This window comes from Flavobacterium kingsejongi (assembly GCF_003076475.1).
Lineage (GTDB): Bacteria > Bacteroidota > Bacteroidia > Flavobacteriales > Flavobacteriaceae > Flavobacterium > Flavobacterium kingsejongi.
In genome coordinates, this window is the sequence record NZ_CP020919.1 from 329,662 (window position 1) to 342,200 (window position 12,539).

The 12,539-nt window shown below is 38.1% G+C and carries 11 protein-coding genes; 5 read left to right on the forward strand and 6 right to left on the reverse strand.

All coding sequences use genetic code 11. The annotated features are described in order from the left end of the window. Positions 1–40: 40 nt before the first annotated feature. From tig to FK004_RS01550, 6 genes are all read right to left on the reverse strand, one after another. Positions 41–1,366, reverse strand: coding sequence for a trigger factor (tig, locus tag FK004_RS01525; RefSeq protein WP_108738716.1), 1,326 nt, complete (start codon positions 1,364–1,366; stop codon positions 41–43). Positions 1,367–1,492: 126 nt separating this feature from the next. Continuing rightward, positions 1,493–1,834 carry a phage holin family protein gene (locus FK004_RS01530; protein ID WP_108735653.1) on the reverse strand — a complete coding sequence of 114 codons (342 nt, stop codon included), beginning with the start codon at positions 1,832–1,834 and terminating at the stop codon, positions 1,493–1,495. An 85-nt stretch (positions 1,835–1,919) separates the two neighbouring features. Beyond that, positions 1,920–3,494, reverse strand: a complete 1,575-nt coding sequence (locus FK004_RS01535) for a G-D-S-L family lipolytic protein (RefSeq protein ID WP_108735654.1) — start codon at positions 3,492–3,494, stop codon at positions 1,920–1,922. 20 nt (positions 3,495–3,514) lie between these two features. After that, positions 3,515–4,759, reverse strand: coding sequence for an OmpP1/FadL family transporter (locus tag FK004_RS01540; protein ID WP_193844348.1), 1,245 nt, complete (start codon positions 4,757–4,759; stop codon positions 3,515–3,517). A gap of 288 nt (positions 4,760–5,047) precedes the next feature. After that, a complete protein-coding gene (locus tag FK004_RS01545; protein WP_108735656.1) occupies positions 5,048–5,815 on the reverse strand; it encodes an alpha/beta fold hydrolase in 768 nt (255 codons plus the stop codon). Positions 5,816–5,871: 56 nt separating this feature from the next. Beyond that, positions 5,872–6,585, reverse strand: a complete 714-nt coding sequence (locus tag FK004_RS01550; RefSeq protein ID WP_108735657.1) for a pyridoxine 5'-phosphate synthase — start codon at positions 6,583–6,585, stop codon at positions 5,872–5,874. A gap of 125 nt (positions 6,586–6,710) precedes the next feature. Between FK004_RS01550 and FK004_RS01555 the strand changes: the two genes are divergently transcribed. From FK004_RS01555 to FK004_RS01575, 5 genes are all read left to right on the forward strand, one after another. Continuing rightward, positions 6,711–7,370 (forward strand): CBS domain-containing protein, encoded by a 660-nt coding sequence (locus FK004_RS01555; protein ID WP_108735658.1) that lies wholly within the window; start codon positions 6,711–6,713, stop codon positions 7,368–7,370. 46 nt (positions 7,371–7,416) lie between these two features. Beyond that, on the forward strand, positions 7,417–8,298 hold the full coding sequence (locus FK004_RS01560) for an NAD kinase (RefSeq protein ID WP_108735659.1): 882 nt from the start codon (positions 7,417–7,419) through the stop codon (positions 8,296–8,298). Positions 8,299–8,442: 144 nt separating this feature from the next. Continuing rightward, complete coding sequence (gene porG / locus FK004_RS01565) at positions 8,443–9,126, forward strand: type IX secretion system protein PorG (protein ID WP_108735660.1); 684 nt, start codon at positions 8,443–8,445, stop codon at positions 9,124–9,126. A 4-nt stretch (positions 9,127–9,130) separates the two neighbouring features. Beyond that, the gene (locus tag FK004_RS01570) at positions 9,131–9,871 is read left to right on the forward strand and encodes an isoprenyl transferase (RefSeq protein WP_108735661.1); all 741 of its coding nucleotides are present in this window, start codon (positions 9,131–9,133) and stop codon (positions 9,869–9,871) included. 10 nt (positions 9,872–9,881) lie between these two features. Continuing rightward, positions 9,882–12,527, forward strand: coding sequence for a BamA/OMP85 family outer membrane protein (locus FK004_RS01575; RefSeq protein ID WP_420358884.1), 2,646 nt, complete (start codon positions 9,882–9,884; stop codon positions 12,525–12,527). Positions 12,528–12,539: the final 12 nt, after the last annotated feature.

The following is a 12,539-nucleotide window of genomic DNA, read 5'->3' on the forward strand; positions in this document are numbered from 1 at the left end:
CCAGGGGTCAGACGCTCAAATATACAGATTTTTTTATTGATTATTCTCCGTAGGATTCTTTAATAAAATTCTGATAAGTAACTTCTTTTGTTTTCGCTTTTAGTTTTTCTTTAAAAAGAGAAAGCATTTTTTCGCTCATTACCTGCTCTGAAAGTCTTTTAACTTCTTCCTGATTAGACAAAACCCGTGCCACAATACCTTCTACTTCTTCCGGTGTCGGGTTCAGCTGTCCGAATTGTACCATTTGCTTTTTAATCACTTCAGAAGTAAAAGCTTTAAGGTCTTCAAAAGTAATCTGAAGGTTATTATCTGCCATTACTCTTCCTTCGATCAATTGGTAACGCAATCCATTTTCAGATCTTGCATATTCTGCTTCCGCCTGCTCTGGAGTTAATGGTGCCTCACCTACTGTTTGTATCCATTTTTTTAGGAATTCAGAAGGAAGGTCAAATTTTGTATTGCTTAATAAATGCTCTGTTGCATCGTTCAGGAATTTCTGATCTGCCTGTGTTGCGAACTGATTTTCAGCATCTTCCTTGATTTTAGCTTTCAATTCTTCTAAAGAAGCTACATTGCCTTCACCGAATAATTTATCAAACAATTCCTGGTTTAGTTCTGCTTTTTCAGAAGTGTTGATTTCTTCAATTGTAAAGTCTACTTCAACATCCAGTCCGTGAACATCGTCGTGGGATACTTTAAGATAATCCATCAATTTATGATCATCATCAAAAAGACCTTTGGTTTTTAATGTCACTACATCACCTACTTTTTTCCCGATGAATTTTTTAGCTGCCTTTTTGTCTTTAAAAATATCCAGAGTGATATTTGCTTCTGCATTTATCCCTTTTTCTTCATTGGAGAAAACACCTCTGATATCATCTTCCTGCTCTACTGCATCTTTAGAGATCAGTTTTCCAAATTGTTTTTGGATACGGGCTACCTGCTCATCAATAAGTGTATCGTCAGCAACTATCTTATAGTGGGTAATTTTATTTTTAGCATCAAGATCTACTTTGAATTCCGGAGCCAGTCCTAATTCAAACTGAAAGCTGAAGTTCTCAGCATCCCAATTGAAGTTCTCATCAATTTTAGGAAGCGGATTCCCTAATATATCTAATTTTTCCTCAGCAAGGTAACGGTTCAGGGAGGATTGAAGCACTTTGTTTACTTCTTCCAAAAGAACTGTTTTACCATATTGTTTTTGTATCAAACTCATTGGCACAGCCCCTTTTCTAAAACCAGGAATATTCGCTGTCTTAGCATAGGCCTGTAATGCTTTATCTACCTGAGGTGCATAATCTTCTTTTGCAACATTTACTGTAACAACTGCATTTAATGCGTCTATTTGTTCTTTTGTAATATTCATTTTTATTTTTTTTATTGCATAAAATTGGGTTGCAAAATTATAAATTTTTTGCAACCCAACCAAGTTTTTAATTTATTGAATTTCAATGTCATTTTATTGTTTATGGCGCTTACCCAATGGCGCTTATTATTTTTCGTCTGTAACCGAAAAAAGGATGGATTGAAAAACAGAAAGTATCACACTGAATAACAAAGCCGTCAGCCAGCCATTTACATGGAAACCATCAACAAGTTCAGCACATAAAAGTATGATTAGCGCATTGATCACCAGCAGGAAAAGCCCAAAGGTTAAAATTGTTACCGGAAGCGTAAAAAGCACCAGGATCGGCTTTATAAAAATATTGAGCAATCCCAACACTATAGCGACAATGACAGACGTTTTAAAACCATCGACAACAACACCCGGTAAAAAATTAGCCAATACATAGACTAAAACCGCACTGAGCAATATTCTGATAATTAATCTCATAATCTTTGTTTTTAAATTTTATTAAAAATAAAAAAAAGCACTGAATGAACAGTGCTTTTTTAAGTTTATTTTGGATTCGCCTGTATTAATTGCTTGGCAAAATCGTAGCTCCAGGATAATTCCCGGCACTTACTAATGGCAAATGTGCTTTGTAAAAACTATTGATTACTTTAATCACTTCATTCGCAATAACGGCATATCCTCTTGCATTAGGATGCACCCCATCCAAAGAGAACAACACAGTACTCGCAGAAGCCACACTAAAATAGTCACTGGTATAAATCTGGCCATCTTCTACTTTTAATCCGCTGGACAATTGTGCCAAAATGGCATTCATATCTGCTACAGCAAGATTTTTAGAAGCCGCGATTGATTTAATAGCTGCATTATACGCTGCCGTAGCATCAGCTACCGCTTGTTTTTCTGAAGCAATCAGGATGTGCTGATCCTCTAATGGATATGTAATCCCGAATTTTTTCAAATCGTCCGGCACTGCGCCTGGCAAATCAGCAGGTGTTGTCCCGATTACGGTACGTGTAGTCAGCAACACCAAATCATTGGAAGTTGCCTGTCTTGCCTGTCCGTAGGTTGCTCCCAAATAAGCCGCCAATGGCGCTAACTGAGGGATTGTTGCCGCTACAGCAGCAATTTGTGCTCCTTTGTTTTCTAACGTCTCATCTTTAATCAATAAAGGATTAGGCTGAGTTGCAGACAAAAGATTGATTCGGTCTCCCACACCAATAGCTGTGAAAATTTGTTTTAAAGGACCATAAAGATTTGTATTCAGCGCCTGAACAGTACCGGCACCCGTTGGGTCACCTGCGCTGGCCAAAAGAGCCGCTGTGATAGGATTGTAAGGCACAGTTGTAAAAAACGGAATAGAAACTACATCCGGAATCGTTGCTACAACTCCTTTTGCTCCATTAGCTGTAAGTTGCGCTGTTATTGCAGTGTATACTCCGGCAAAAGCCGTTGGATCTGTAATATCATCAGGGCCATAGGAAGTAAAGTCAGGATTTCCCGTCTGATCTACTCCAGTTCCTCCTGAAGTTGCATAAGCCAATACATCATTATTCCCAATCCAGTTGGTAAAGAAAGTTGGTGATTTGGATAAAGCATCTGCTAAAACAGTGGTTGTTGGAGAAGTTGCATGTCGTACAAAATAAGGATTTGCTACACCAGCAAGATTACCATATCCTGGTACCAGCAAGTCAAATGATTTTGCTCCGGGAACTCCCATATTATTATAGGCTTTTGCCTGTAAATTAGAAACCTCAATGGTCGGCAGACCTGCAAGTGGCTCCGGACCTCCGGCTGATGCATCAATAATCAGTCGTGTCGCCCCAATCTGTGTGCCTCCTAAAAGAAGGCCACCACGGTTATTTACGTCATCAGCGTAAGAAGGCTGTGTAAATTCCCCTCCTCCTACAAGACGAAACTGTCCTGCCAGGATATTTGGAAAAGAATACCCCTGACCTACTCTGGAAACGGTTCCGTCCATATAGCCTGAAGTAAGTGAATTTCCTACCGCAACGTACGTACTAAAATTTGCTTCCCCTGCAGAATAAGAACCATCGGTAACATCATTATCGAATTCCGGTTGGCATGACACAACAAAACCAGCAGCCAACAATCCTAAATATATAAATTTATTTTTCATTTGAATATCGTTTTAAAAAATTAGAAACCGTATGTTATCCCTACACCAGGTGAAAATACAGCAGATTTATACGTTCCACCAAAAGATACTTCATTACCGCCTTCCACGAAGTGGTCGTAAGAACTATTCGTTTGTTTGAAATGCAGGTATAATAATGAAAGGTCTACACCGAATCTTTTATTAAACTGGTATGTCATACCAGCAGTATATCCTCTTGAATCATTACGTGGTGTTTCAGGAGCAAAGTAACCAGCCTGAACCGGGCTCTCATCAATATAGTATCCACCGCGAACCACTACTTTATCAGTAGCTTTATACTGTGCACCAAAACGGTATGCATTAGAATCCTTGTAGTTTCTTGGATTTACAGAAGTCCCGACTGCATTATGGAATTGCACGGTAAGGTCTTTGTAAACACCCCATTGTGTTCTGTTATAATCAAAAGCTACTAATAATTTATTGGTAAATTCATAAGACAAACCTACAGTGATTTCTGCCGGTAAAGGAAGATTTGCATCAAATGTTGTATTGGTCAGTGTTCCCTGTGCATAAGCCGGAACATCATTAAAAGTTGCATCTCCACCACGGGCTTCCATAGTAATTTCAGAACGGTAATTAAATCCTATTCTTAAATGATCTGTTGGATTGAACATCAAGCCAGCATTCCATCCCCAGGCGGTAACGCCTTTCGCTTCTATAGATACATCGGTACGATTTCCATTTTCATCCGACATGCTTCGGTCAATATTTTTATTCAGTTTCACATGTCCTGTAACAAAAATAGGCCCTCCGGCAATACTCATCTTATCGTTAATTTTTATCGCTATTGTAGGCTGCACATAAATCGCTTCAAGATCAATATTGTTCACCAAATGTGATCCTTGCCAATCCTGATCCCAATCTACTGCACTTCCATAAGGTGTATATACGGCAAGACCTACAGACAACCAATCGGTCACTTTATAGGTAGCATAAACACTAAAAGGCGTACCTACGTTTTTGGATTCGGCATTCCAGTTATAGGTTTCATTTTGAAATTTAACGTTTGCAAAAAGTGCATTTCCACCAACTGAAACATTAAATTTATTCTCAAGAAAAGATATACCTGCCGGGTTAAAGAACAATGATTCCGCACTATTTACTACTGCCACACCGGTGTGACCCATAGCTAATTGTTTCTGTCCTTGTAAGCTGACACGATATCCACCTGCAAAAACGGACGATGTTGCCAAAGCCATTAATGATAAAGATAACAGTTTTCTCATAATGTTAAAATTTGTTAGTTTTTTAATTTAAAACGATATACCAAAATTAATATAAAATATGAATTACACAATTTTTTTGACTATTATATTATGCGTTCATAATATAATTATTGATTAAATAGGAAATATGAAATTATCATACTCCCATTTTCTTTTGCAAACTGTATTAATTTTAACATTTGCCCCCTATAATCCACCATCAATAGTAAAGCGCTCCATTGATGAAATAAAAAAGCCTGTTACTTTAACAGCAACAGGCTTTTCATACTATACTATCCCAATTTAAACTTAATCGGCCAGTAGATACGCTATGGAATATTCAAAAAATTCTTTTGGATTTTCAGCATGCAGCCAATGTCCTGCATTACTTACTGTTTTTATTTCCATGTTTGGAAAGTGGTATTTAATACCTTCGTAATCTTCATCCAAAATATACCGGGACTTGTCTCCTCTTAGAAACAATGTTGGTTTTTCAAATACGGCATCCTCTGGCAAGGCTTCTCCTATACTATCAATTTTAGCAGTTAATACAGGAAGGTTCATGCGAAAAGCAAGTTTTTCCGGAGTTTCACGATATACATTTTTCATTAAAAACTGACGGGTTCCAAAGTCGGAAACGTATTCTTTCAGGGTCTCTTCAATTTGCCCTCGGTCGGGGCTATTTGAAAAATCGACTGCCTGCAACCCTTCCAGGATATCCTGATGGTGGGGCGGATAATATTTCACTCCAATATCTGCTACAATAAGCTTTTCTACTTTTTCGGGATAGGCAGTCGCAAAAAACATCACTACTTTCCCTCCCATAGAATGTCCGATCAGATCGACCGTTTGCAAATTGTGGCTTTCACAATATTCAAGCACATCACTGACCATAGCCGCATAGCTAAACTCATCCGAATGAAAGCTCCTTCCATGATTTCGCAAATCCAGCATGTGAACCTCAAAACCCTGAGCCGCGAACTGCGTCCCTAATGTTTTCCAATTATCGGACATTCCCAGAAAACCATGCAAAATCAACAATGGCTTTCCCTGTCCTTCAATTCTTGAATAGAGCATGTTCTTTTATATTATATTAATTTATCCTTATAGTTCAGATCAAACTGGCATTTGTATTATTTCAGTCGGTGCAGGTAGCCATTAATTACATTATCCAATCCGAGATAGAGTGCTTCTGCAATTAAGGCATGCCCAATGGACACTTCCAACAGGCCAGGGACATTTTGTTTAAAAAACCGGATATTATCCAAACTCAGATCGTGCCCGGCATTTACCCCAAGCCCTAACGAAGTCGCTAAAGCTGCAGCTTCACTATACGGTAAAATTGCTTTTTGATTTCCCAAACCATATTGATGCGCAAAACTTTCGGTATACAGTTCTATCCTGTCTGCCCCTATTTCTTTTGCCCCTTCTACCATTGCAAGATCAGGATCTACAAAAACCGAAGTCCTGATATTATGCCTTTTGAATTCCTGAATAATTTCAGTTAGGAATGCTTTGTTTTTTACAGTATCCCAACCGGCATTGGATGTAATTGCATCATCAGCATCAGGAACAAGTGTTACCTGTTCGGGCTTCACTTCCAGGACGAGGTCAATAAATTTTAGCGCCGGATTTCCCTCAATATTAAATTCTGTATAGACAACCGATTTTAAATCACGGGCATCCTGGTACCGAATATGACGTTCGTCCGGACGGGGATGAATGGTGATTCCCTGCGCACCAAATTCCTGAATATCCGCTGCTACTTTTAGTAAATCAGGAACATTTCCACCCCTGGCATTTCGTAGTGTGGCAATTTTATTGATATTTACACTTAACTTTGTCATTTTTTCGTATATTATTTTAGATCAAAAAATTATTTCTCAGGAAGTCTTACGCAAAAATACAAAGTTAAACAGGTTGATTACTGCTAAATTTTGATTATTTTGCAATCAATTAGAGCGATACCATTATGACAGAAATTACTGATTACATCAACCAGGACTTTAAACCTATTGACAGCAGTGCCACTATCGAAACCATACAGGACTTCTTTAGTGATCTTGATTTTTCTCATTTCCCTGTCTTAGAAGAAGGTGTCTACCAGGGCAGCATTGCCGCTGAAGATGTAGAGACTTTCGATGCTGATAAAAAAGTAAGCGAATACCGCTACATTCTCGAAGGATTTCTTGTCCGCAATACTACAGCCTGGCTCGATGTACTGGAAGGTTTTGCCCGACACCACACGAATGTAATGCCTGTGTTGGATCAAAACAATACTTATTTAGGATATTATGAAATCAATGACATCATTAAGTTCCTCTATGAGACTCCTTTCCTAAAAGAACAAGGCGGTGTTATTGTCGTAGAAAAAGGAATATTAGATTTTTCCATGAGTGAAGTAGCGCAAATTATCGAAACTAACGGTGGGAAAATATTAGGGCTTTTTATTTCAAACAGTACTTCCGAAACTGTAGAGATTACTGTAAAGATCAGTATCGGCAGTATTAACGAGATCATACAGACTTTCAGAAGATATAATTATGATATTATCTCCGAGCACATGGAAGACAACTATATCAACAGCCTGAAGGAACGCTCCGACTATCTCGACAAATACCTGAACATTTAAAAAAAAAACAACTCCGCGTTGTACACACCTCTCCAATCTTATTAAAATGAAAGTTGCTATTTACGGATATTACCTTAGCGTCACAGAATCTATTTTAAATGAAATCCTGAGTTTTCTACAGGCTCATAATGTCGAATTTGTTTTTGAAAAAAAACTATACGATAATTTATCTGATGGTATCCTGCTGGCCAAAAACGCTGCAACTTTTTCTTCCAATAAAGACCTCGACAAAAGTTTTGACTTACTCATTAGTATTGGCGGTGATGGCACCATACTGCGGGCCGCTACATTTGTACGCGATTCCGGCATTCCTATCTTAGGGATTAATGCAGGACGACTGGGATTTCTGGCCACAGTACAAAAGGAAAATATCGAAAAATACCTGACCCTTGTTTTAGCAAAGGAATACACAACCTCTTCCAGGACGATACTGAATCTCAATCTTAGTCCCAAAAAACCAAATTTAAAAAATCTGAATTTTGCCCTAAACGAAGTTACCATCAATAGGAAAGATACCACTTCGATGATCTCCATAGAAACCTATTTAAATGGCGAATACCTGAATTCCTACTGGGCAGACGGACTCATCATCTCAACCCCTACCGGTTCTACCGGATATTCTTTGAGCTGTGGCGGCCCTGTGGTGACACCTGATGCCAAAGTACTCATCATTACGCCTATTGCACCGCACAACCTGAATGCCAGACCGTTGGTCATTCCTGAGAACACGGAAGTACGGCTAAAAGTTTCGGGCCGTGAAGAAAATTACCTTGTCTCGCTCGATTCCAGGATCAATACTGTAAGCAACGACACCATCCTGACGATAAAAAAAGCGCCTTTCAAAATCAATATGATTGAATTTAAGGATGAAAGTTTCCTAAAAACCATCCGAAATAAATTACTTTGGGGAGAAGACAAAAGAAATTAGGCTTTTTATGGGTACTCCTATACTATCTATAGTAAAACTTCCGTTAACTCTAAACTCACAGAAACACAGGACATAGTGTCTTTTAACTAAAAACCGGTTAATCTGCAGTAAGAATTATTATATTTGCACCCAATTTCCATCTAAATGACGAAGATTTTATCATTCCTTTTTTGCCTTGTTAGCTTTAGTTTTGCCAGTGCGCAAATCCACGAAATAGGAATTTTTGCCGGTGGTAGTAATTATGTAGGCGACGTAGGACCTACGACTTACATTGCCCCTAAAGATCTTGCAATAGGGCTTTTATACAAATGGAACAGAAGCCCACGCCATGCCTGGAGAGCCTCCTTCACCCAGGCCAATATCATTTCCAATGACATCGATTCCGAAGCGGCCAACCGTAACCAAAGAGGCTATAAGTTCAAAAATTCAATAAAAGAACTATCATTAGGGTTGGAATTTAATTTTTTTGACTTTAATTTGCATAATTCAGGATTCCTGATTACTCCCTATGTCTACACCGGCCTTAGCTATTTTAGTTACGACCAATTATATGTAATTGACGGCGAAACAAAAGTCAGCGATGACGACAAAAGTTTAGCCATACCAATGACAGTGGGGATTAAAGCAAGGATTTCTGATAATTTTGTACTCGGTGTTGAATCAGGAGTACGCTATACGTTTACCGATAATCTGGACGGTAGCAATCCGGATAACGATGCCTATAAAAGCTTGCGGTTTGGAAACCTCAATAGCAATGATTGGTACATTTTTACCGGATTTACATTAACCTATACCTTCGGTAACAAACCCTGTTATTGTTCATATTAAAGAAATGGATTTAAAAAATACGATTAATAAAGAGCGCTTACCCAAACACCTGGCCATTATTATGGACGGAAATGGCAGATGGGCCAAGCAACAAGGATTACTTCGTGCTCTGGGGCATGAGAGCGGCACGAAAGCTGTTCGCGAAGTGGTAGAATCATGTGCCAAGTTGGGAATTGAAAATCTTACCTTATATGCTTTCTCTACAGAGAACTGGAACAGGCCCAAATTAGAAGTAGATACCCTAATGCGATTATTGATCAAATCGCTGAAAAGCGAATTGCCCACATTAATCAATAATGACATTCGACTGAACTCGATTGGGAATCTTGAAAAATTGCCAAATTCTGCCAAAAAAGAGCTTTTGGAAGTGATTGAGAAGACCAAAAACAACAGCAGAATGACCCTTACTTTAGCCCTGAGCTACGGGTCTCGCGAGGAGTTAGTATCGGCAATAAAGAACATTTGCAGTAAAGTTAAAAATAATATAATTTCTATAGACGCTATTGACGAATTAATTATTAATCAGCATCTTTACACGCAAAATTTACCAGAAGTAGATTTATTAATCAGAACCAGTGGCGAACATAGAATCAGTAATTTCCTATTATGGCAGATCGCCTATGCAGAATTATATTTCACGGATGTTTTATGGCCAGACTTTAGAGAACAAGATTTATATGAGGCTATCATTAGTTATCAAAAACGAGAACGTCGATTCGGAAAAACAAGTGAACAAATTAAATAATTACTTTTTAATGTTAAACAAAAGCATAAAACTATTACTCACCATTGTAGTTTTAGGGAATTTTTTCCAATCACACGCTCAAGAGGATCAATCCTTTGATAACGGCAGGCAATATATTTTAGGTAACGTAGCCGTTACCGGAAAAGTCAGCTACAATGAACAAACCATAATTACCTTCGCCGGTCTTGAAAAAGGACAACATATTACGGTACCCGGAGAAGAAATCACAAATGCCATTAAGAAGCTATGGAAATTAGGCCTTTTTAATGACATCAACTTTTATGTTGACCGCGTTCAGGGAGATACTATATTCCTGGAACTTAACATCATCGAGCTCCCAAAGCTGAGCGACACCAAAATCACCGGTGTTAAAAAATCAAAAATAGAACCGCTTATTAAAGAAAACAACCTTACTAAAGGTAAAATTGTTAATGAGAACCTTATTACGACTACACGTAATTATATCGAAAACAAATACAAAAAGGATGGTTTTTACAAAACCAAAGTTGTCATTACCACTATTCCCGATACTACAAGTGGGAATGAGGTAAAAATGCTTGTTAATATTGACAAGGGAGACAAGGTTAAAATCCGTAAAATTGAATTTACTGGCAACACAACTTTCAATGCTGCAAAGCTGAAAAGTGCCATGAAAAATACAAAGGAGAAAAATCCTTTCCGTATATTTAAATTAGACTTCAAATCTTCCAAATTTGTAAAAGATAAATACAAGGAAGACTTAACAACCCTTATCGATAAATACAAGGAAAAAGGATACCGTGATGCCCGTATTGTATCGGATTCCGTTAGCTATGATAAAAAAAGCGATAAACTTGATATCAAAATCAACCTTGAAGAAGGAAACAAATATTACGTAGGAAACATCAAATTCCTTGGAAATACCGTTTATACCGATCAAGGTCTGAATCGTCTTTTAGGTATTAAAAAAGGGGATGTATACAACGGCGTATTATTACAAAAAAGAATTGCAGATCCAACCAAACCAGACGGGGAAGATTTAACGAATTTATACCAGAATAACGGTTACCTGTTCTCTAATATCAATGCCGTTGAAGTACGTACTGCAAACGATACTATTGATTTCGAAATCCGTATCACAGAAGGCCCTATTGCTTACTTTAATAAAATTACTGTAGTAGGTAACGACAAGACTAATGACCATGTAATATACAGGGAACTACGAACCAAACCTGGACAGAAATACAACAAAGAACTTTTGGTACGAACTATTCGTGAGCTTGGACAATTGAGCTTCTTTGATCCACAAACCATACGTCCTGATTTCAAAAATGTAGATCCAGCTGCCGGAACGGTAGATATCGAATACAGTCTTGTAGAAAAAGGATCCAGCCAGGTAGAATTACAAGGTGGTTATGGTGGCGGTGGTTTTATCGGTACCTTAGGATTATCGTTCAATAATTTCTCCTTCCGTAATATCTTCAAAAAAGAAGCATACCACCCATTACCAATGGGAGATGGTCAGAAATTATCGTTACGACTTCAGGGAAGTACCTATTTCCAAACCTATAGCCTTTCGTTTTCCGAGCCTTGGTTTGGAGGAAAGAAACCGGTTCAGTTCTCTACATCCTTATCACACAGTAGACAGTTCTTATATAACTATTCGAGCAGAGATGTTGATAAGAGCAGAAGTTTCAACATTACATCCTTGTCCGTTGGTATCGCAAAAAAATTGACTGTGCCAGATGATTACTTCATCTTATCCCAATCGGTAAGTTTCCAATATTATGATTTGCAAAACTATAATACCGGACTATTTACCTTTGGAAATGGTAACTCTAAAAACCTTGCTTATACTGTTGGGTTATCCCGGAACAGTAAAGGTTTCGACCCTATCTTCCCAACCTATGGTTCTGAATTTAGTGTAAGTGCAAAAATGACATTACCATACTCTTTATTCAATGGTGTCAATTATGGGGACTTACAGAACCAGGCAGAATATAAGTTAAAAAGTGTAGAGAACACCCCTTACCAGGATTCAAATAACAATATCGTAAATCCAGGTGATTATATTGACAGTAACAAAAACAAAGTATTCAACGTTGCTGATGCTGCTCCTGATCAGGCTAAAATTGACCAGAAAAAATTCAACTGGCTTGAATATTATAAAATAAAATTCAAAGCTGATAATTATACCAAACTTTTTGGTAAATTAGTCTTGCGTACTTTAGGAGAATTCGGTTATATGGGTGCTTACAACCACAATAGAGGATTAGTCCCATTTGAACGATTCTTCGTTGGTGGTGATGGTCTGGCAAACTACTCCCTTGATGGTAGAGAGGTTATCCAGCTTAGAGGGTATCCAAATCAATCCCTGTCCTCTCAGGATGGTGGAACGATTTACAACAAATATTCCTTAGAATTACGTTACCCGATTACCTTGAAACCGGCTGCATCGATTTATGCATTGGCGTTCCTGGAAGCTGGTAATTCATTTGACACTTTTAAAACCTACAACCCATTTGATCTGAAACGATCTGCCGGAGTTGGATTAAGAGTATTTATGCCAGCATTTGGACTATTGGGTATTGACTTCGGACATGGTTTCGATGCGGTGCCAGGAGAAACACAAAAAAGCGGATGGCAGACGCATTTTATCATTGGACAACAATTTTAAAAAGATTTGGCA

Excerpts from the sequence above, each read along its gene's own strand:
- FK004_RS01575 (WP_420358884.1), top strand. The coding sequence starts at position 9,882 with ATGTTAAACAAAAGCATAAAACTATTACTCACCATTGTAGTTTTAGGG.
- tig (WP_108738716.1), bottom strand. The coding sequence starts at position 1,366 with ATGAATATTACAAAAGAACAAATAGACGCATTAAATGCAGTTGTTACA.
- FK004_RS01570 (WP_108735661.1), top strand. The coding sequence starts at position 9,131 with ATGGATTTAAAAAATACGATTAATAAAGAGCGCTTACCCAAACACCTG.
- FK004_RS01530 (WP_108735653.1), bottom strand. The coding sequence starts at position 1,834 with ATGAGATTAATTATCAGAATATTGCTCAGTGCGGTTTTAGTCTATGTA.
- FK004_RS01555 (WP_108735658.1), top strand. The coding sequence starts at position 6,711 with ATGACAGAAATTACTGATTACATCAACCAGGACTTTAAACCTATTGAC.
- FK004_RS01540 (WP_193844348.1), bottom strand. The coding sequence starts at position 4,759 with ATGAGAAAACTGTTATCTTTATCATTAATGGCTTTGGCAACATCGTCC.
- FK004_RS01550 (WP_108735657.1), bottom strand. The coding sequence starts at position 6,585 with ATGACAAAGTTAAGTGTAAATATCAATAAAATTGCCACACTACGAAAT.
- FK004_RS01535 (WP_108735654.1), bottom strand. The coding sequence starts at position 3,494 with ATGAAAAATAAATTTATATATTTAGGATTGTTGGCTGCTGGTTTTGTT.
- FK004_RS01560 (WP_108735659.1), top strand. The coding sequence starts at position 7,417 with ATGAAAGTTGCTATTTACGGATATTACCTTAGCGTCACAGAATCTATT.
- porG (WP_108735660.1), top strand. The coding sequence starts at position 8,443 with ATGACGAAGATTTTATCATTCCTTTTTTGCCTTGTTAGCTTTAGTTTT.
- FK004_RS01545 (WP_108735656.1), bottom strand. The coding sequence starts at position 5,815 with ATGCTCTATTCAAGAATTGAAGGACAGGGAAAGCCATTGTTGATTTTG.